Genomic DNA, 20,840 nt, shown 5'->3' with positions numbered 1-20,840 from the left:
TGGCAAATCCAATTCTCACAGAAAAGTACTTTGCTTTGAACCAAGGATTGAAAGGGAGTTTTTTGCGGTTTTTCCGGCGTCTTGTATGAAGCGATTTCAAACCCATATGTTTGAAACAATAGTTGTTGACGATGATGGGGGATTACAATGCGGAGCGAATTTCGAACTTTGGATATTGTCAAATATCTTGCGCTAGCAATGATTCTGTCTGCATTGCCAATCAGTTTGGTGTTGATAGGTGTTTTGCCCAGCGGCGCGATTCAACTTGGCGCCCTGAGCCCGAGTATTGCTGCATTCGTGTTTGCTTTTGCAAATGGTGGAAAAGATGCGCTCTATAGCCTTTTGAAACGCGGCATTGCTTGGCGAGCGCCCACGCATATCTGGTTTTTCGCCCTCTTTTTTCTGCTTATCCCCGCCATCGTCTCTGTCTATTTGACCGGGTTAATAACCGGAAACGCGTTCAGTCTAGAATCCTTGCCACCTCTGGTTTCAGTTATTCCAATGATCGTGGTCCTCACAATCCTTGCTGGGTTCGGCGAGGAATATGGCTGGCGTGGATATTTGATGCCAAAACTTATGAACGGGCACAATGCTGTCGTCGCTAGCCTGATCGTGGGCTTAGCCTGGGGCGTTTGGCACATGCCGCTGTTTTTCACGCCCGGATCTGTGCAACAGGAATGGGCAGCGCAGGCCGGTATGTTTAGTGCAATTGCCGGCTATACGCTGTTTTGCATCGTCTGGTCGGTTCAATATGCTTGGATCTATGTCCATTCAAAGGGCAGCGTACTGCTTGCAGCGATATTCCATGGTGCCGGAAATGCTTGGATTGGTGGTTATATCGATGTCTATAGGGGAGACGTCACAGGGGTTTTTGTCTTCACAGTCGTAATGGCCGTTTGCTCGCTGCTTCTGTATTTGGCCTTCGGCAGACATTTGGGTGGTCGAAAGGATCAATCCTAAATTGGTTTGACTGCCAACTCCTGTTGAATTTTGGCCCCAAAGAATCGTTCTAGAAATCCTTGCGCAAGGATGGCAACATCGCAGAATGGCACAAACCGCAAAACACCAAAATAACCGATATGATTCTGCTGCGCCCAAATGGGGCGATAAAATGCGCGCCCTTGGGTATTACGACGGGTATCTCAAGTTTCTTTCGGCGGGCAAAAGTGAATTAAGAAATGACGCACGTATCATTGATGTTGGTGCTGGGACCGCATCGTTTGCGCAGGCTTGGATTGCGGTCAACGGTGTACCGCGTGAATTGACGCTGCTTGACCCAAGCCAAGAGATGCTTAAACGCGGACGTGCGGCGTTGCGCCGATATGAAGTCGAGCCTGTGCTTGTGCAGGCTTTTCTTGGAGAAGTAGACCTAGAGCTCGCAGACGACGTCCTTGCCGCTCATGTCATCGAACATTGCGCCGATCCCTTGATCGCCTTAACGCAGCTACGCGATCTTTTGTGCCGTGACGGCCGCCTCCATCTCGTGGTTTCAAAGCCACATTGGTGCAATGCAATCATTTGGTTGCAATGGCGCCATCGCACATTTCAAGAGGACGAAATTTTAGAATTGGTTCGAAAAGCGGGGTTTGAAATAGAACTGGTCTACCCATTCCCATCTGGCCCGCCATCAAGAACCAGCAGAGGTATTATTGCAAAGAGAAAAGGGGAATAATTTGGCCCGCTCCTGCATCAAATCCGTGCACGCTACTATTCGCCCAACAACCACCTTCAATCCGTCCTTTTGGCGATGCGCGACTTGTATTGAATAGTTTTGTTATTAAGTTAGCCTCCTATTGGCGGACGGACTTGTTAGTTGAGGGACAATATGGCGGATACTCAATTTAATTGGGCGCAAACAAAGCAGCTTAATCCGGTGCAGCTTTTCATCGCGTTTGCCGTTCCCAGTGCAGTGGCTTTCACTGGCTTCCGGTTTGTTCTACCCGCGCTTTATGCGGGCGGCATGCCAGCAATCGTTGCTTGGCCCATCATTGCGTCGATAATGCTGCTTTGCTTCACCATTGTGCCGCTTTGGCTGATGAACAGGGAAGCAAAAGAGCTCGGCATCAGCTTAAAAAGCCGAATGTGCCTGAAACCTCTTGATCGACGTCAGTGGTTATTTTCAGTTTTGTTGTTGATTGTTGGTCTTGCTGTAGCGGGTGGTGCAGCCAGCGCTGTTCCGCTTTGGATCGACATTTCGGGCCTTAGTGTACCGGAATATTTCCCATTCTTTTTGAACCCGACCGTTGATCCAATGTCGACGCCAATTGCCGAACTAACACCGGGTTTTGAGCTAAAAGGCGCTTATTGGCTCATCGGGCTGATGGTCGTTACCCTATTTTTGAATATATTGGTTGAAGAGCTCTATTTCCGCGCATGGCTATTGCCAAAAATGATTGGTTTGGGTGCTGCTGCGTGGCTAATTAATGGCATTGCGTTTGCCTTCTACCACACATTTCAGCTTTGGCTCTTGCCGCAGCTGATACCGCTTAGCCTGATGATGGCATTTGTGGTCTACAAAACCCGTAGTATTTGGCCCGCCTTCGCGATCCACCTGCTTGTGAATTCACTTAATGTGGTCGCCATCGCGTATTTGATTGTCGCTTAGAAGCGATATTTCCTGCGAATTTGCTACACCAAATCCGCGCATGCCTTTTGAATTCTCAATACAGCCTCTTCCAACTCGCTCTTCGCTGCCGCATATGAAATGCGGAAATAGGGCGACAGGCCAAAAGCCGAACCGGGAACAATAGCCACGTGGGCGCTTTCCAAAATGTAGCGACAGAAGTCGCTGTCCGTTTCAATCACCTGACCGTCCGGTGTGGATTTGCCAATCAACCCAGCGCAAGACGAGAAGGTATAAAACGCGCCTTCTGGTGTGCGACACTCAACGCCATCAATGGCGTTAAGGCCAGCAACCACCAAATCACGGCGCTCTTGGAATGAAGCGGCGCGGGTCTTTAAAAATGTCTCATCACCGTCAAGCGCTTCAATGGCCGCAGCTTGCGAAATGGATGAAGGACAAGAGGTTGCTTGGCTTTGAATGACCGCCATGGCGCGGATCAATTCAACAGGCCCAGCGCCGAAGCCCAAGCGCCAACCTGTCATGGCGTGGGATTTTGAAACGCCATTGATGATCAGTGCGCGATCTTTCAGGCGTGGCTCGACCTGCACTGGGGTAACGAACTGAAAATCATCATAAATGATATGCTCGTAAATATCGTCGCTCATCAACCAAACATGCGGGTGATCGAGCAACACATTGGCGATTTGCTGCAATTCATCTGCATTGTACGCTGCGCCTGTGGGGTTACTCGGTGAGTTTAGGAGCAACCAGCGGGTTTTGTCACTAATTGCTTCCGCCAATTGCTCAGGCTGGAGCTTAAAGCCGTTTTCGCCCGGGCATTGCACAAGCACCGGCACACCGCCGCAAATGCGAATAATGTCAGCATAAGTGGTCCAAAACGGGGTGGGAATAACCACCTCGTCACCCTCATTCAGGGTGGCCATGAACGCGTTATAGAGCACCTGTTTCGCACCGGCGGAAACCGAAATATTTTGCGGCTCATATTTGAGGCCATTGCCGCGTGCCAGTTTCCGGCACACGGCTTGTTTCATTTCTGGCGTACCATCGAGCGGGGTATATTTGGTCATCCCAGCGTCAATGGCTTTATGCGCAGCTTGTTTGACATGATCAGGCGTGTCGAAATCCGGCTCGCCTGCCCCCAAAATAATCACTGGCTTCCCCTCGGCCTTCAACTCGCGGGCGCGGGTTGAAATCTTGATGATTTCTGACACCGAAATGTCAGAAATACGATTGGCGCGACGGAATGTAGATGGCGATTGCGTTGGGGCGTTCATATCAAAATGCTTTTATGTTTGCGGTTGCCAATTAGATATCGAAAGAAACGCCCTGAGCCAATGGCAATTCGGTGCCATAGTTCACAGTGTTGGTGGCGCGGCGCATATAAGCTTTCCACGCGTCCGATCCACTTTCACGGCCGCCACCTGTTTCTTTTTCGCCACCAAAGGCGCCGCCAATTTCCGCACCTGATGTGCCGATATTGACGTTGGCAATACCGCAGTCTGAACCAGAAGCTGACAAGAATTGCTCGGCTTCGCGCACATTCAACGTAAAGACCATTGAAGAAAGGCCAGCGCCAACAGCGTTTTGCATGTCGATGGCGTCGTCAAAGTCTGAATATTTCACCACATAAAGAATTGGGGCAAAGGTCTCTTCGAACATGGGGCCAGACTGTTCTGGCATTTCAACGATTGCGGGACGGTAGTAGTAAGCATCTTCGTTGCCCTCAACATCCACGCGTTCGCCGCCAACAATGGAACCACCAGCCGCTTTTGCTGCTGCCAAGGCTTTTTCCATATTGTCAGCTGCGTCTTTGTCGATCAGCGGACCAACCAACGCACCAGAGGTAAGTGGGTTGCCAATTGAAACGCCTTCATAGGCTTTCTTGAGTTGTGGCACGAGTTTGTCGTAAACGCTTTCATGCACGAACAAGCGGCGTGTTGAAGTACAGCGCTGACCAGCGGTGCCCATTGCACCAAAGGCGATGGCGCGTACCGCCATACCCAAGTCAGCTGATGGGCAAACGATACCCGCATTGTTGCCGCCAAGTTCCAAAATCGTACGGCCAAAGCGTTTTGCCACACGTGGACCAACTTCGCGCCCCATACGGGTTGAGCCGGTCGCTGAAACAAGCGCCACTTTTTGATGGTCGACCATTACTTCGCCGCCTTCACGCTCAGCGATGAAGATTGTTGCCAATCCTTCAGGTGAATCGCCAAATTTGGCCAGTGCTTTGTCCATGATCGCTTGGCAGGCCATGGCGGTCAAAGGTGTCTTTTCAGATGGCTTCCAAATGGTGGCGTTGCCACACACAAGCGCAAGCGCTGCGTTCCAAGACCAAACAGCCACTGGGAAGTTGAAGGCTGAGATGATGCCAACAACCCCAAGGGGGTGCCATGTTTCCATCATGCGGTGTTCAGCACGCTCGGTGGCAATGGTTAGGCCATAAAGCTGGCGCGAAAGACCAACAGCAAAGTCGCAAATGTCGATCATTTCTTGCACTTCGCCCAAACCTTCAGAGGGGATTTTGCCCGCTTCGATTGAAACCAAAGTGCCTAGATCATCTTTGTGGGCGCGCAATTCTTCACCCAGCAAACGTACCAATTCGCCACGACGCGGGGCTGGCACTTTGCGCCATGCTTTAAATGCATCGTGGGCCTTGTCGATTTGTGCAGAAATCTCGCTGGCGCTCGCTGTTTTCACATTGGCGATTGTTTCGCCTGTTGTTGGCGTGCGCACGGCCAGATCACCGCCTTCAAGGGCTGCGGCATCAACGCCGAGTTTTGCCAGCAAGTCTTTGGTTTGGGTTTTGACGCTCATGATTGGCTCCAAATTAATCGACTGACCTATCCAAATCTATGTTTGGACCTGTCAGCACGCAAGAGTTGAAATGGGTGGTTGTCGCGACCTTAATACCTTAGACGGATCAAGGCGGCGCAGCCTTTTAAATTCGTAATTCTCATGATAAAGCAATGAAACGCCCTAAAGAAGCAATGATTTTTCATTACTTGATGAGGAAATCTTATGCATACCAGTCGTCGCAACTTCCCCTCAATCAACACATTGAGCGCGTTTGAGTGCGCTGCACGGCACCTCAATTTCACCCGTGCAGCGGAAGAGATGAACCTCACCCAAAGCGCTATATCGCGGCAAATCCGGGATTTGGAGTTGCAATTGGGTGTGACGCTTTTTGAGCGTATTCGCAAACGGGTGGTCCTGACAGAGGCTGGCGCACGCTTTTTGGTGGACGCGAAATATCTGATTGAGCAAACCGAGGGGCTTGTTTATCGCACCATGGCATCGGCCAAAGCTGACGCCACCTTATCGGTGGCGACCCTGCCCACCTTTGGGTCGCATTGGCTGGCGCCCCGATTGCCACAGTTCTTGGAAAACAACCCTAAGTTGGCCGTTAATCTTGAAAGCCGCTGGACACCCTTTTCGTTGCAAGAACAGTTTTTTGATGTGGCTATCCACTATGGTCGTCCGATTTGGGCAGGGGCATCGTGTCAGCCACTATGTGCTGAATATATGCTGCCTGTCGCCTCGCCTGAACTGATTGCTAATTTCAAGGTGAAAAGCGCTGAACATTTGCCAAAGGCGCCATTGTTGCATTTGCAATCTCGGCCCACCGCATGGCGCGATTGGTTCGAACAACACAATATTGAAAACGACGAACCGTTTCGCGGTCATCGGTTTGATCAGTTCTCAATGATTATTGAAGCTTGCGTGGCCGGGTTGGGCGTTGGCTTGTTGCCCCAATATTTGATTGAAAGCCAAATTGAAGTGGGGCGTTTGCAGGTGATCGACAAGCGCCCGCTGCAAACAGAAGACGCCTACTTTTTGGCAATACCTGATGACAAGGCGGAAAAGCCCGGCGTTGTCGAATTTACCAACTGGATCAAGGCGCAGATTAGCCATCCGGTGGTGGAAACGGCTGAATAAACAGCCGTTTCAATTGTTGCGCTCAACCTAGTCGAACTTGATTTCGTTATCGCCCAGATACACATTTGTTGCTTGGCAGATATCGATTGAGATCGGCTCGTCCATTACTTCGGAGCCATCGCCACCTAACCAGCCAACCTGGAACAGCTGATCGCAAGAACCTGTTTCAGCGAAAAACTCAGCGCTCGCCGATTGACCCGGCATCATATGGTCGCCCAACCAGTTGTTGGACCAGCCCGTACCATCATTGGTGTAAAAGCCAACAACCACATTGCCCGCTGTGTCATTGTAAATGGTGAATGTCCCCTCAGCGCCAGACTGCGCCAAAGCAGCACTGCCCAGCATACCAGCTGTGAGCAGCCCAGCTACAGCAATGGTTTTTGAAATCAAATTCATGTTTTTATTCTCCCTCAATGAGCAAGAATGTACGTGAAATTCACTAGTTGGACAAGTGCAACATTATGACGCTAAGCTATTTGACTTACTGGTAAAAATCTATTCAGCACGCTCAACATGATTCATTCTTGAACGTTGCTACCAGAGGTTGAAAACCAAGCAATCAGTTCTGCGGTGTTTTTCACACCAATTGCCTTCATGGTACGGGCACGGTGGGCTTCAACTGTGCGCTTGGATAGGCCAAGTTCTTTTGCGATGGCAGCGTTGGTTTTGCCTTGCGCGACCAATGTGATGATCTGGTTTTGCCGATCGGTTAGATGATCACTATTTGGACGCAATGGACGATGCAGCGGCTCAAAACAATAGATGGCGCGTGCAAACGGATCCCCCAAACTCATTGAACGCCCCCGAACCTGACACCAAAATTCTGACTTGTCAGCGCGGCGCATTATGCGCTCATCATAATAGGTGACACCGCCTGCAAAGTTTGACTTCCACATCTCGCCGGTGCGCACAAAATCGGCAAATTTTGGATAGAGCAAATGGAAGCTTGTGTTCTTGAGTTCCTCAGGCGTGTAGCCGAAAATCGTAGCAAATTCTATATTGCATTCGCGGATGATCCGATGCTCGGCGAACACCAAAGGCACAGGCATTTCAGCCAATTCAAAGCGGTTTTTTGGGGCCGATTGGGGTGAATTTTCAACTGCAGTCATTGCGTATAAATACGACTAAACAATGGACCATTGCAAGCCCTAAGGTTTGTGGCATCTTGACGAATTGCTTGTGGCGAGGAGGCCAAATATGTCCAATTCAGATGTTGTTTTGCTTAGTGCCAAACGTACCGCCATCGGTGGTCTAACCGGCACACTCGCAGGGTTTAGCGCCGCGCAGTTGGGCACCATTGCCATCAAAGCGGCGGTGGAACAATCCGGCGTTGCCCCAGAAAAAATCGATGAAACCATTATGGGTCAGGTGCTGACCGCAGGTGTTGGTATGAACCCAGCACGGCAAGCGGCGCGCCATGCGGGTCTGCCCGATCATGCCCCTGCAATGACGATCAACCAGGTTTGTGGTTCGGGCCTGCGCGCTATCATGCTCGGGGCTCAGCAAATTCAAACCGGCATGGCCAATTATGTGGTTGCTGGCGGCCAAGAAAGCATGACCAACGCGCCGCACGTGGCCGCTGTTCGTCAAGGCAAGAAGGCGGGCAATCTCGAACTAGTCGACACTATGATGCATGATGCGCTAACCGACGTGTTCCACAACTACCCAATGGGCAACACAGCGGAAAATGTGGCGCAGAAATATAACCTAACGCGTCAAGAGCAAGATGAGTTTGCGCTACGTTCGCACCAGAACGCGGCTGCGGCGCAAAGCGCTGGCTTCTTTGACAAAGAAATCGTGCCGATTGAGATCAAAACCCGCAAATCGACATTTGAGTTTGGCGCGGACGAAGGCGTTCGCGCTGACAGTAATATTGAAACAATGGCCAAACTGCGCCCGATTTTTGATGCGGATGGCACGGTGACCGCTGCAAACTCTTCAAGCATCAATGATGGTGCAGCAGCGGTTGTTTTGGCACGTGGTGAGAGCGCAACGGCTGAAGGTTTGAGCCCGATAGCAACCATCAAGGCGTTCGCCCACACTGGGCTTGATCCGGCCTATATGGGCCTTGGCCCCATTTCTGCGTCGCGTTTGGCGGCAAAGCGTGCCGGTTGGTCACTTGATGAGATTGACCTGTTTGAATTCAACGAAGCGTTTGCGGCGCAAAGCTTAGCTGTGGTGAAAGATTTGGACGTTGACCCGAAAAAGGTCAATATTCATGGGGGTGCGATTGCGCTTGGCCACCCGGTGGGCATGTCCGGCACGCGGGTTTTGGGCACATTGGCTTATGCGCTTGAAAAACGCGGTGGCGGACGCGGCATTGCCAGCCTGTGCATTGGCGGCGGCATGGGCGTTGCCATGGCGATTGAAGTTTAGCCGTTAAGGCGGTTTGAGGGAGAAAGATATGAACAAAGTTTATAGCTCACCTGAGGAAGCCCTAAGCGGCATTCTTCATGATGATATGTTAATTGCCGCAGGTGGTTTCGGCCTTTGCGGCATTCCTGAATTGCTTTTGGACGCCATCAAAAAGTCGGGCGTGAAAAATCTCACCTTCGCATCCAACAATGCGGGCGTTGATGATTTTGGCATTGGCATTTTGTTGCAAACCAAGCAGGTCAAAAAAATGATTTCGTCCTATGTGGGCGAAAATGCTGAATTTATGCGTCAATATCTGTCTGGCGAGTTGGAACTTGAGTTTAACCCACAAGGCACATTGGCCGAGCGCATGCGTGCAGGTGGCGCGGGCATCCCAGGCTTTTACACCAAAACCGGCGTGGGCACGGTAATTGCCGAAGGCAAAGACCATAAAGACTTCAACGGCGAAACCTACATTATGGAAGAAGGCATTTTTGCCGATCTTTCCATCGTGAAGGCATGGAAAGCCGATGAGACCGGCAACGCGATTTTTAGAAAAACCGCACGCAACTTCAATTTGCCTGCAGCGACATGCGGCAAGATTTGCGTAATGGAAGTCGAAGAGATCGTTCCCGTAGGTTCGCTTGACCCGGACAACATCCATCTGCCGGGCATTTATGTGCATCGGGTTGTGCAAGGTGAGCACGAAAAGCGGATTGAGCAACGCACAGTGAGGGAGGCATAGACATGGGCTGGACTAGAGATCAAATGGCCGCGCGCGCAGCGCAAGAATTAGAAGACGGCACATATGTAAACCTTGGCATTGGCATTCCCACAATGGTCGCCAACTACATCCCCGAAGGGGTGAATGTGACGCTTCAATCGGAAAATGGCATGCTCGGCATGGGCCCGTTTCCAACCGAAGATGAAATTGATGCTGACCTGATCAATGCGGGCAAACAAACCATTACCGAATTGCCGCAAACTGCTTATTTTGACAGTGCAACATCTTTTGCGATGATCCGTGGCGGCAAAATTGCCATGGCGATTTTGGGCGCAATGGAAGTGGCCGAAAATGGCGACTTGGCAAACTGGATGATTCCCAAAAAGCTGGTAAAAGGCATGGGCGGCGCCATGGATTTGGTGGCCGGGGTTGGTCGTGTTGTTGTGGTGATGGACCACACCAATAAGCATGGCGATTCCAAAATTCTAAAGGAATGCACGCTGCCACTAACAGGCACAGGCGTCGTGGATCGCATCATCACCAATCTTGGCGTGTTTGACGTGAAAGAAGGTGGATTGGAAATCGTTGAGATGGCACCGGATGTGTCAAAAGACGACATTCTGCAAGCGACCGAAGCCAAAATCATCAATTAGATTTAGCAAGGGGCAACTGAGGTTGCCCCTTCTTTTTTAAACGACGACCACGTCGCGAGATCGCTCTGACAGGACTTCAGGGCCGTCGGCACGCAAGAACACAATCTCTTCCAAACGCACACCAAACTTACCCGGCATATAAATGCCCGGCTCGATGGAAAACACCATTCCCTCATCCAGCACCACATCCGAGCTTGCTGAAATGTATGGCGGTTCGTGAATTTCAATGCCCAGACCATGGCCCGCGCGATGGGTGAAATATTCCCCATAGCCAGCCTTTTCGATCACTGAGCGCGCGGCGTTGTCCACATCTCGCGCAACAACACCAGGCTTTGCGGCGGCAAGCGCTGCCTCAACCGCCTCATTCACAATGGCGTGGACTTTCTTGTATTCATCGCTCGGCTCACCAATAGAAACCATGCGGGTAATGTCGCTTGGATAGCCTTGTTTGAACCCGCCCAAATCAACAACGACCGTATCGCCATCTTTGAGCACACGATCGCTGGTGTGATGATGCGGAAACGCGCCATTTTCACTGGCGCCGACAATGTCAAAAGCTGGCTTTGCATCATTATTGATGAAGTGCGCTTTGATCGCATCTGCCACTTGAGATTCAGTCACCCCCGGCTTGATCGCATCTGCGGCAGCTTGCTGCGCTCCATCAGCCAGCAAAGCGTTCATTTTAAGCAGCTTGAACTCTTCTTCCGTTTTGCGCATCCGCAATGCGCCCACGGTGCTTTCGGTGAAGATATGAGCTGCGCCTGGCAGTTCAGCCATCAGATTGAGCGCAAAGTCGGCGCGCATGGTTTCATCCAGCGCCACGTTTTTAACATTGGCGGGAGCGATTTTGGCCAGAGCCGTTTTCAATGCCTCTTGATAGCCTTGTGCATCTGCCCAAGTGAAAAATTCGATATCGGTGTGCGCGCGCACGGCGTCGGCGTTCAGTTTTGGCATAACGAATCCATGTGCATCGGGGCCAACAAGAAGCAAGCACATGCGCTCATCTGGATAGGGGTGATAGTTCAACAACCACTGAACATGGGCACCGGGACCAAGCGCGACCAAGTCCACTTGCTTGCTTCTCATGCGTTCGCGCAAACGCGACAGTTTCTCATCCACATTGTTTGTCATGCGATTCCCCCAAATTGAGCCGTCGTCAAATTCAAACGCGATCGGCCCATCAAAATTATTTTGATAAGCTCAATATATTTTTGATCGCTTTGTCAATGAGGGGAGATGGAGAAGGGTTGGTTGACCACAAAAGCGGTCAACTAACAATTTGCAAAATTAGCGTGCGACGCAATCAAGATCCGGCGCTTCGCTGCCTCGGACAACCAAACGTTGATTGTCGATCACTGCGCTTGTGCGGGCCCAAACATTTTGAGTTCGACCTGCAACGCTTGCACGATGGAACCCGATTTGGCCGCCGACAATCGAGAAACCATGATTTGGTGCGACCAACACATGGGTTTGCCGCGCGCCGCAGCGATATGTTTTCACAAACGCCTCGCGGTCCGCTTGCCCCATATTGTCTTTGATCGAGAACACCACATCATTGTTTGGCGAAGCAAAGCTGGTGAGGCAGCCACCATTGCGGCGGCGCACTTCCCAGGACTGGCCCGCATCAGCTGTTACCGTAAGCCGAGCACCGGGCGGAATATCCCGCACTCGGACGCGCTGACCGTTCGGCTGGATCTGATAGAGGTCCACAAGGTCAGAACTATTGTTGGCAAAACCCGATTTCACCTGACGGTTGCCAAGTGAGGTCGGCACACGTGCTTCATCGCAGAAGAAGTTCGGATTATTGCGATAGTCCTGCAACACCTTTTTGGCCGCAGCGCTCGGGCTGTTGATTTCCACCTGCAATTTACCGTCGCTTTGATCGGATAGATTGTTGAAGATGTCAGCAATGGTGTTAAACACTTCTTCTTCCGCGCTTGGGCGATCAGGTGTCAGATTATCAATTGGCTCTGGCTCAGGTTCAGGTTCTGGCACGTAAGGGCGACAAGCGGCCACAAACTCACGTACAGGCTTAGCGCTGCCTTTGAGCGAATAAGTGCTCATACGATCACCGTCCATGGCAATATGCACGATATTGCCCGCTGCAAGGCTTGGCCATAACCGATCCTCAACATCCATGGTTGCAATTGGCACAGCACCCCAATCGATCCCCTCAACCGTGCGGGTTCTTGCATTGAGCTTGCCTTGATTGCCTACTGTGTCCCAGAAAATTGAAATGTTGCGACCATCGGTCATTTGGCCTGGCGCAGAAGCAAACATCACTTCCGCATAGCCTGAATTTGGCTCACATCGCGCCGCGAACCCAATCCGATCCGTGCTCGCATCGCCAAATTGCAACTGCTGAGCGCCGTTAGAGGTGGTGGTACGCGACCACTTTAGGGAACTGTCTTCGGTAACATCGCCGATTACAGAAGGGCCGTCAAATCGTTGGTTGCATGCGCGCACAAAATCACGCACAGGGCCGGCGCTGCCCTTTAGCGACATACGCAAGCGGTGCTCATCATCTGCGATAAGTGTATATGCAGATCCAGCGATCAAGCCATTCCAAAGCCCATGACTTGTGGAGATGTTGAAGAAAGGCGCAGCATTATCTGGTCCGCCCGGCGCACGGCCAGCTGTAGCGCTTTGTTTGCCCTGATAACGGCCCGCCCACATTTCAAGGTCGGTGCGATTGCCAAGTCCAGCGCGATTTGGGAAGCCTGCAATATAAACATCAACTGAACGGCTGCCCGGTTCACAAAGAGCGACAAAACCTGCGGCGCGATTGTTTGACGCGAAACGCAATTGCGCATTGTCGAACGCATCACGCGGCGCAGTGAAACGCCAGCTGAATGGTGAGGCTAGGCTTGTGTCAGTGATATATTGCGGTGTTGGCGTCAGCGTGACATCGAAATTTTCTGCGCAGATGTCGATCTTGTCTGATGCTTTTGCACCTGAGGCAAAACCAACTTCAATTGTTGCTTCGCATCTGAAAGAAGGCGCGCCAGCGGCAAGCCGTGTGCGCACCCCACCTGAAATCCAACGCAGGATAGGGACTTTGCGGCCATCCACACGCACAGATGAAATACGGTCATCCTTGATGCTTGAGCGGACCGTAAACACTTCAAAATATTCGCGTTTTGGTTCGAGATCGAGCACCACTTCATTGTTATTGGCGCAAAGGTCGACCTGCTCCTTATAACTGTTTCCGTTCGAAAGAAGCGCTTCAAGTTCGGTTGAACATTTATAGCCCGAAGGGCCGCGGCGCAGCGTAAACTCCACCCGGTTTGAATCCATAAAAGCGGTAAAGCTTTGCGGCTTACCGTTTAGGGACAAAGAGAAAATCCGCACCTTTGGATCGGAGGGAACAATCGAAATTTGCTTCTGGGATGCACCGCTGCCATCATCTTCAAAACTCACATCGATTTGCCAAACATTTTCGCAAAGATCGAATTGCTTACGCAAGAAGCGCCCATTTTCAGCAATGATCGAGAGGGTATATTTACAGCGGAAATCATTCACATCTGCTCGGATTTCAACAAAGGCATACCCACTTTGATTGGATATGATTTTCGCCCGCTGCCCATCAATAAACACGGATTGCAATTTTGTGTCCGCTGGCATGGTGCGGATGGTGAGAACCCGCGTTGAAAGCTGTGCGTTTGCGTTCATGGCAAACATGAAAGTGAGTGACAACGCCAATGAAAAGATGGCGAAAATCTGCTTGGCACGATGCATTTTTTGATCCCTCAATTGATCGACGCCCCCCGCGTCTTTCATTTGAGTATATTCAATATCGCCAATATGTCTAAATTATGTGATCTGATTTTTTGGCGCGCACATTAATGCACGCGCCAATTCAGCGACTAGAGAATGCCGGGCAAGTTGAGCCCCTTCTCCCGTGCGCAGTCTTGCGCAATTTGATAGCCTGCATCGGCATGACGCATAACGCCGGTCGCTGGGTCGTTCCATAAGACACGTTCAAGTCGTTTTGCCGCTTCTGGGGTGCCATCGGCAACGATGACCACGCCAGAATGCTGCGAGTAACCCATGCCAACGCCACCGCCATGGTGCAGTGAAACCCAAGTAGCACCAGAAGCTGTGTTCAATAAAGCATTGAGCAATGGCCAATCGGAAACAGCATCTGAGCCGTCCATCATCGCTTCGGTTTCGCGGTTTGGTGAGGCTACAGAACCGCTATCGAGATGATCACGGCCAATCACCACTGGCGCATCCAACTCGCCATTGGCGACCATTTCATTAAACGCCATGCCTAAGCGATGGCGATCACCCAAACCAACCCAACAAATCCGCGCCGGCAAACCTTGGAACGCAATCCGCTCGCGCGCCATATCCAGCCAATTGTGCAGGTGCTTATTGTGCGGCAAAATCTCTTTGACCTTTTGATCGGTCTTGTAAATATCCTCTGGATTTCCAGACAAGGCCGCCCAACGGAATGGGCCAACGCCGCGACAAAAGAGCGGGCGAATATAGGCAGGTACAAAGCCGGGGAAATCGAAGGCGTTTTCAAGCCCCTCATCTTTTGCCACTTGGCGGATGTTGTTGCCATAGTCAACTGTTGGAATACCCGCTGCGTGAAAATCGAGCATGGCTTGCACTTGCACCTTCATTGAGGCGCGAGCTGCTTTTTCAACTTCCTTCGGCGCAGTTTCGCGCTTGTCGCGCCAATCCGCCATAGACCAGCCAATAGGCAGGTAGCCATTGATTGGGTCATGAGCTGAGGTTTGGTCGGTGACGATGTCAGGACGCACGCCGCGCTTGACCAGTTCTGGGAAAATGTCCGCCGCATTGCCGAGCAAGCCAACCGACTTGGCTTCGCCCGCTTTGGTCCAGCGCTCAATCATTTCAAGCGCTTCATCAAGGCTATCGGTTTTCTCGTCGATATAGCGGGTGCGCAGGCGGAAATCGATGCTTTCCGGATTGCACTCAACGGCCAAGCAAGAAGCACCGGCCATCACGGCCGCAAGAGGCTGCGCGCCGCCCATGCCGCCAAGGCCGCCGGTCAAAATCCACTTGCCCGTCAAATCGCCATTGTAGTGCTGACGCCCGGCTTCTGCGAAGGTTTCGTATGTGCCCTGCACAATGCCTTGGGACCCAATATAAATCCACGAGCCCGCCGTCATCTGGCCATACATGGCTAAGCCCTTTTTATCGAGCTCGTTGAAATGGTCCCAGTTCGCCCATTTGGGCACGAGGTTTGAGTTGGCGATCAACACACGTGGTGCATCTGAATGGGTTTTAAAAACGCCAACAGGTTTGCCCGATTGCACCAGCAAGGTTTCGTCTGTCTTGAGCGTTTTAAGTGTATCAACGATTTTGTCGAAATCGCCCCAGGTGCGCGCGGCGCGGCCAATACCGCCATAGACCACCAATTCATGCGGGTTTTCCGCCACATCTGGGTCCAAATTGTTCATCAACATGCGCATGGGCGCTTCCGTGGTCCAGTCGCCACAAATCAAATCTTGGCCAATCGGCGAGCGCACAGTGCGGGCATTTTTGCGTGGATTGTCGGTCATAATCTATTTCCCCTCGTTGCGCGCGTTGGCAGCGCAAAAATCTGTCATCATTGTCAAAAGTTCTTTGAGCACAGGGCGCAATTTGTTGGCTTTTGTCTCATCGTAGGTCCAAGGCGCTTGCTCCTTGGTGAGGTAAGCGCTTTGTGCAGTTTCCATTTGAAACGCATGCACACCCTTTGCTGGATGTGCATAATGGCGGGTAGTCCAGCCCCCCTTAAAACGGCCATTCAGAACCGTTGAAAATCCAGACCGTGCGCAAATTTGATAGGCGTCATGCTGGATTTCAGGCGCACATGTTGCGCCGTCATTGGTGCCGATATTGAGATCCGGTAGTGTGCCTTCGAACAAAAACGGCAGTTCAGAACGGATCGAATGACAATCATAAAGCACCACATTACTGTGCGATTGTTTTAGACGTGCAATCTCATCGGTGATGGCTTGGTGATAGGGCGCATGGAAATGCAAGCGGCGCTCTTTAACCTCACCGTCTGTCGGTTCTTCGCCTGCAAAATAAATCGGTTCGCCTTCAAAGTCCGTCGTGGGGCACAATGTTGTGGTGTTTTGCCCAGGATAAAGCGAAACGCCTTTCGGGTCACGGTTCGCATCGATCACATAGCGCGAGAAGGTGGCGCGCACGATGGTCACATCATCGATCAAACCATTATAAAGTTTGTCGATATGCCAATCTGTATCGGTGAGCTTTTGCCCACGCGGGTTCAGTTTGTCTTTCACATCATCTGGCACAAATGTGCCGGTGTGCGGCATGCCTAGAATGATCGGGCCATTGCCCCTTTTGATCTCAACTGGATGCATTATGGCAACAACTCCAATTGTTGCGCCGCATCAGCGAGCAAATCTTGCTCAAGCACATAGTGACCCGATTGCACCAGCTCCGGTGACATATATCGATCTTCTTGCAAAGCCGGGATTTGCTTGCGCAATTTTTCAATCAGCGCTTCCAGTTTCGGCGAGGTTTTGAGCGGACCGCGCAATTCGACCCCCTGAACGGCACTCAACAGTTCAATGCCCAAAATGTGCGACAGGTTGATGTTCATTTCGAGCAAGCGCCGGGCGGCGTGACAGGCCATCGAGACATGATCTTCTTGGTTGGCACTTGTGGGGGTTGAATCCACCGAGCAAGGCGAAGCCTTTTGCTTGTTCTCCGACATTAAGGCTGCCGAGGTGACCTCTGCGATCATGAAGCCAGAATTCAAACCCGGATTTGGCGTAAGAAATGCGGGCAAGCCGAACGACAATGCTGGGTCCACCAACAGCGCAATGCGGCGTTGGGCGATGGCACCGATCTCAGAAATGGCGAGGGCGATTTGGTCTGCGGCGAATGCCACGGGCTCGGCGTGGAAATTACCGCCTGAAATAATATCGTCATTGTCAACGATGAGCGGATTGTCGGTTACCGCATTGGCTTCGATATGAAGGGTTTTTGCGGTCTGGCGCAATAGATCAAGGCAGGCGCCCATCACTTGAGGTTGGCAGCGCAAACAGTAAGGATCTTGCACGCGCTCATCATTTTCGCGGTGACTTTCGCGAATTTCGGACCCTTCAAGCAGATCTCGCAGCATGGCCGCCGCATCAATTTGGCCTTGGTGACCGCGTAGGGTTTGAATTTCTTCGCGGAACGGCGCGTATGACCCCATGGCCGCGTCAGTGGACAGCGCCCCGGTCACCAATGCGGTTTTGGCTAAGCGCCAGGCATCAAACAATCCAGCCAGCGCCAGTGCAGTTGAGGTTTGCGTGCCATTGATCATGGCGAGGCCCTCTTTGGGACCTAAGATAATGGGCGACAAGCCAGCAGCTATGAGCGCTTTTTTGCCGCTTAAGCGTTCGCCTTTGAAAAAGGCTTCGCCTTCGCCAATCATTACGGCGGTCAAATGAGCCAGCGGCGCAAGATCACCCGATGCACCGACCGAGCCTTGCCCGGGGATCACAGGCACCACGCCTTTGGCGAGCATTTGCTGCAACAGCTCCACCGTTTCCCACTTGGTGCCGGACGCGCCACGCCCAAGCGACAAAAGCTTAAGCGTCATGATGAGGCGCACAATGTTTTCGCTTAGCGGCTCGCCGACGCCGGAGGCGTGCGACAAGATGAGGTTGCGCTGCAACGTAGAAGTATCCTTTGGCGCGATCCGGGTTTTGGCCAATTTGCCAAAGCCGGTATTGACCCCATAAACAGCATCGCCGCCCGCCGCCGCGCGTTCAATAACCTGTGCAGCACGATCAATTTTTGGCCGAGCCGCATCAATCAAACGCGCAGGTGTGCCATTTCTGTAAATGTCTTCTAGTTGATCGAGCGTTGCCGCGCCGGGGGTTAGACTAATCACGAAGGATGCCTCCAAAAATCGAAAATTTGATTGGGTTGAACCCAATTCTATAAGTGAGTTCGGCTGGGCTTTTGACATCCCAGACCGCGAGGTCGGCGCGTTTGCCGACCGCAATTGAACCGGTGTTTTTGTCTAATCCAAGTGCCTTTGCGGCATTGATGGTCACGCCGCGCAACGCCTCTTCAGGCGTCATACGAAATAGGGTTGCTGCCATGTTCATGGTAAGGAGCAATGAAGTGAGCGGCGACGAGCCGGGATTGCTGTCGGTGGCGATGGCGATATTGACTTTGTGTTGGCGCAAAAGCTCAATTGGCGGCAATTGGGTTTCGCGCAATGTGTAAAAAGCGCCGGGCAGCAACACTGCAGCCGTGTCTGATTTTGCCAAGGCTTTGACGCCATCCTCTTCCAAATATTCAAGATGATCTGCGGACAATGCGCCATTGGCGGCGGCCATTGCCGCCCCACCTAGATTGCTCAATTGTTCGGCGTGCAGTTTGATCGGCAGCCCCAGTTTTTGAGCCGCGTCGAATACAACTTGCATTTGCGCCAGCGAGAAGGCGATGCCTTCACAAAACCCGTCTACCGCGTCCACCAACCCCTCTGCGGCGAGCGCTGGCAGCATTTCTTTCGCGACATGTTGGACATAGTCATCGTCCCGACCTTTGAATTCTGGTGAGGTGGCATGTGCACCCAAGAAAGTTGTTTTGATGTTTATGGGTCGCAGTTCGGCAAGTTTGCGCGCCGCCAAAAGCATGTTGCGCTCAGTTGCTAAGTCCAAGCCATAACCTGATTTGATCTCAACGGTCGTGACGCCTTCTGCCAGCAGCGCGTCCAGCCGTGGCAGAGCCATGGCCACCAATTCTTCAACAGAGGCGGCGCGGGTTGCGTTGACGGTTGATAGAATGCCACCACCGGCGCGGGCCACCTCTTCATAAGATGCGCCATCGAGCCGCATTTCAAATTCGTTGGCGCGGTTGCCGCCATAAACCAAATGGGTGTGGCAATCGATCAGGCCAGGTGTGACCAACGCACCGCCTAAATCGCGCTTGTCCCAACCTTCAAACTCGGTTGGGACTTGATCCGCTGGTCCGACCCAAACGACCTTTTCGCCTTCAATCGCAATCGCCCCGTTTTCTATCAACCCGCCATAACGCGCGTTCACATCGTGCATGGTCGCGATGCTTGTATTGATCAACAAATAATTGGCGCTGTTTGACATCAACGAGACCTGATTTTGATTTGAAGATTGGGCGAGACGATGCTTGCCTCTTGTCCAAATATGTATATGCTTATTTTTAATATGTCCATACATATTCAATCTGTCAAATGGAATTGAAATGCAGCAAATTTTCGTAAAATCCGCCTTGTTGGCGACCGGCTGGGCGCAAAATGTGCGCCTTACCCTAAGGGACGGCAAAATTGATGATATCGCTGTTGGCGCGGCAAAGGGCGCGGCGGATATCGATCTGAGCGACCAGCTTTTGCTGCCTGCGATTGCTAACCTGCATAGCCACACATTTCAGCGCGCAATGGCAGGTCTTTCTGAACGGCGTGGCGCATCAACTGACAGTTTTTGGACGTGGCGCGATGTGATGTATCGCTTCTTGGATCAGCTTTCGCCTGACGATATTCACACCATCGCGGGGTTCACTTTTATGGAGATGGCAGAAGCTGGGTTCGCCTCAGTTGGTGAGTTCCATTATGTGCACCACCAACAGGGCGGCGCGCCTTACGCCAACCCTGCCGAAACAAGTTTGCAGATCATCTCTGCGGCGCAACAAGTGGGTTTGGGCCTAACGCATTTACCCGTGCTTTATTGCTTTGGCGGGGTAAATGGCGAAGCATTAAAAGGTGGGCAGCAGCGTTTTGGCAGCGATTTCGATCTGTTCACCAAAATGCTTGAGGGTACCAAAACGGCACTGAAAGATGCACCACTAGACTTTCACTTGGGCGTTGCACCCCACTCCCTGCGGGCGGTGAACAAGGACTTGATCGATCAGGTCGCCACGCTTTTGCCAGAAGCGCCGGTGCATATGCATATCGCTGAGCAATTGGCAGAAGTCGAGGACGTGAAGACCCATTGGGGTGCACGGCCAATTGAGTGGCTATTGGACAATGTGAACGTTGATAAACATTGGTGCTTGATCCATTGCACACATATGCAACCTGAGGAAACAATTGGCCTGGCGAAAAGTGGTGCGGTGGCTGGGCTTTGCCCAATCACTGAAGCCAATTTGGGCGACGGGATATTTAACGCCGTGCGGTTTTTGGAAAATGGCGGCCGTTTTGGCATTGGCTCAGACAGCGATTTGCGGATTTCCTTGACCGAAGAGTTGCGCACGCTAGAGCATTCGCAACGCTATAAGACCAACCAGCGCACCGTATTGGCAAAACCTCATGGTTCAAACGCCGAGTATTTGCTGACCCAGGCCGCGACTGGCGGCGCCCAGGCGCTTGGTCGACAGTCTGGCAGCCTGGAAGTGGGGCAATGGGCGGACATGTTCACCATCGATCCAAAGGCGATTTTGGCCGATGGCTTAGAGGAGAGTTTGGCGCTTGATTATTGGCTGTTTGCCGCCCGCCAAGACAATGTTGAGAACCTATGGTCAGCAGGGCGGCATATTGTTAAAGATGGGCAACACATTATGCGCGCTGAATTTGAACAGGGGTTCAAGAAGACAGTGCGCAAGCTCAGGGCACTCTTATAGT

18 protein-coding genes are annotated in these 20,840 nt (G+C 51.9%); 8 read left to right on the top strand and 10 right to left on the bottom strand.

Annotated elements, in window-relative coordinates; all coding sequences use genetic code 11:
- The first annotated feature begins 147 nt into the window (after nt 1-147).
- The 3 genes from QQL65_RS06235 to QQL65_RS06225 all read left to right on the top strand — a co-directional run bounded on the left by QQL65_RS06235 (nt 148) and on the right by QQL65_RS06225 (nt 2,605).
- Nucleotides 148-960 carry a CPBP family intramembrane glutamic endopeptidase gene (locus QQL65_RS06235; RefSeq protein WP_284362849.1) on the top strand — a complete coding sequence of 271 codons (813 nt, stop codon included), beginning with the start codon at nt 148-150 and terminating at the stop codon, nt 958-960.
- An 85-nt stretch (nt 961-1,045) separates the two neighbouring features.
- Nucleotides 1,046-1,672, top strand: coding sequence for a class I SAM-dependent methyltransferase (locus QQL65_RS06230; protein WP_284362847.1), 627 nt, complete (start codon nt 1,046-1,048; stop codon nt 1,670-1,672).
- A 153-nt stretch (nt 1,673-1,825) separates the two neighbouring features.
- Nucleotides 1,826-2,605 (top strand): CPBP family intramembrane glutamic endopeptidase, encoded by a 780-nt coding sequence (locus tag QQL65_RS06225; protein WP_284362844.1) that lies wholly within the window; start codon nt 1,826-1,828, stop codon nt 2,603-2,605.
- 23 nt (nt 2,606-2,628) lie between these two features.
- Here QQL65_RS06225 and QQL65_RS06220 read toward each other — a convergent pair whose 3' ends face one another.
- A complete protein-coding gene (locus QQL65_RS06220) occupies nt 2,629-3,858 on the bottom strand; it encodes a pyridoxal phosphate-dependent aminotransferase (RefSeq protein WP_284362841.1) in 1,230 nt (409 codons plus the stop codon).
- 31 nt (nt 3,859-3,889) lie between these two features.
- Nucleotides 3,890-5,401, bottom strand: a complete 1,512-nt coding sequence (amaB, locus tag QQL65_RS06215) for an L-piperidine-6-carboxylate dehydrogenase (RefSeq protein ID WP_284362839.1) — start codon at nt 5,399-5,401, stop codon at nt 3,890-3,892.
- 204 nt (nt 5,402-5,605) lie between these two features.
- On the opposite strand from amaB, the gene QQL65_RS06210 reads away from it, so the two are divergent.
- Nucleotides 5,606-6,523, top strand: coding sequence for a LysR substrate-binding domain-containing protein (locus tag QQL65_RS06210; RefSeq protein ID WP_284362837.1), 918 nt, complete (start codon nt 5,606-5,608; stop codon nt 6,521-6,523).
- A gap of 27 nt (nt 6,524-6,550) precedes the next feature.
- Here QQL65_RS06210 and QQL65_RS06205 read toward each other — a convergent pair whose 3' ends face one another.
- Nucleotides 6,551-6,919 carry a hypothetical protein gene (locus QQL65_RS06205; protein ID WP_284362834.1) on the bottom strand — a complete coding sequence of 123 codons (369 nt, stop codon included), beginning with the start codon at nt 6,917-6,919 and terminating at the stop codon, nt 6,551-6,553.
- A 122-nt stretch (nt 6,920-7,041) separates the two neighbouring features.
- The gene (locus QQL65_RS06200; protein WP_284362830.1) at nt 7,042-7,632 is read right to left on the bottom strand and encodes a PAS and helix-turn-helix domain-containing protein; all 591 of its coding nucleotides are present in this window, start codon (nt 7,630-7,632) and stop codon (nt 7,042-7,044) included.
- 88 nt (nt 7,633-7,720) lie between these two features.
- On the opposite strand from QQL65_RS06200, the gene QQL65_RS06195 reads away from it, so the two are divergent.
- From QQL65_RS06195 to QQL65_RS06185, 3 genes are read left to right on the top strand one after another with little or no spacing between them, the layout of a single operon-like run.
- The gene (locus QQL65_RS06195) at nt 7,721-8,899 is read left to right on the top strand and encodes an acetyl-CoA C-acetyltransferase (RefSeq protein ID WP_284362829.1); all 1,179 of its coding nucleotides are present in this window, start codon (nt 7,721-7,723) and stop codon (nt 8,897-8,899) included.
- Nucleotides 8,900-8,927: 28 nt separating this feature from the next.
- Nucleotides 8,928-9,623 carry a CoA transferase subunit A gene (locus tag QQL65_RS06190; protein ID WP_284362827.1) on the top strand — a complete coding sequence of 232 codons (696 nt, stop codon included), beginning with the start codon at nt 8,928-8,930 and terminating at the stop codon, nt 9,621-9,623.
- Between the two features lie 2 nt (nt 9,624-9,625).
- Nucleotides 9,626-10,255, top strand: coding sequence for a 3-oxoacid CoA-transferase subunit B (locus tag QQL65_RS06185; RefSeq protein ID WP_284362825.1), 630 nt, complete (start codon nt 9,626-9,628; stop codon nt 10,253-10,255).
- A gap of 36 nt (nt 10,256-10,291) precedes the next feature.
- On the opposite strand, the gene QQL65_RS06180 is transcribed toward QQL65_RS06185, so the two are convergent.
- The 6 genes from QQL65_RS06180 to hutI all read right to left on the bottom strand — a co-directional run bounded on the left by QQL65_RS06180 (nt 10,292) and on the right by hutI (nt 19,350).
- Nucleotides 10,292-11,386 (bottom strand): M24 family metallopeptidase, encoded by a 1,095-nt coding sequence (locus tag QQL65_RS06180; protein ID WP_284362824.1) that lies wholly within the window; start codon nt 11,384-11,386, stop codon nt 10,292-10,294.
- 156 nt (nt 11,387-11,542) lie between these two features.
- Nucleotides 11,543-13,993 (bottom strand): hypothetical protein, encoded by a 2,451-nt coding sequence (locus QQL65_RS06175; RefSeq protein ID WP_284362822.1) that lies wholly within the window; start codon nt 13,991-13,993, stop codon nt 11,543-11,545.
- 128 nt (nt 13,994-14,121) lie between these two features.
- On the bottom strand, nt 14,122-15,792 hold the full coding sequence (hutU, locus tag QQL65_RS06170) for a urocanate hydratase (protein WP_284362821.1): 1,671 nt from the start codon (nt 15,790-15,792) through the stop codon (nt 14,122-14,124).
- Between the two features lie 3 nt (nt 15,793-15,795).
- Nucleotides 15,796-16,605 carry an N-formylglutamate deformylase gene (gene hutG / locus QQL65_RS06165; protein ID WP_284362819.1) on the bottom strand — a complete coding sequence of 270 codons (810 nt, stop codon included), beginning with the start codon at nt 16,603-16,605 and terminating at the stop codon, nt 15,796-15,798.
- Entirely contained in the window at nt 16,605-18,146 is a 1,542-nt protein-coding gene (gene hutH, locus QQL65_RS06160) for a histidine ammonia-lyase (protein WP_379863739.1), read from the bottom strand. Before hutH ends, hutG begins: the two co-directional genes overlap by 1 nt.
- Nucleotides 18,124-19,350 carry an imidazolonepropionase gene (hutI, locus tag QQL65_RS06155; protein ID WP_284362815.1) on the bottom strand — a complete coding sequence of 409 codons (1,227 nt, stop codon included), beginning with the start codon at nt 19,348-19,350 and terminating at the stop codon, nt 18,124-18,126. The genes hutH and hutI overlap by 23 nt, the downstream gene beginning before the upstream one ends.
- A 118-nt stretch (nt 19,351-19,468) precedes the next feature.
- Here hutI and QQL65_RS06150 point away from each other — a divergent pair, with 118 nt between their 5' ends.
- Nucleotides 19,469-20,839, top strand: coding sequence for a formimidoylglutamate deiminase (locus QQL65_RS06150; RefSeq protein WP_284362813.1), 1,371 nt, complete (start codon nt 19,469-19,471; stop codon nt 20,837-20,839).
- The last annotated feature ends 1 nt before the right edge of the window (nt 20,840 follow it).

Source organism: Maritalea porphyrae (assembly GCF_030159895.1).
In the GTDB taxonomy this organism is placed as follows: domain Bacteria; phylum Pseudomonadota; class Alphaproteobacteria; order Rhizobiales; family Devosiaceae; genus Maritalea; species Maritalea porphyrae.
This window is presented reverse-complemented; position numbering and strand designations above follow the sequence as displayed.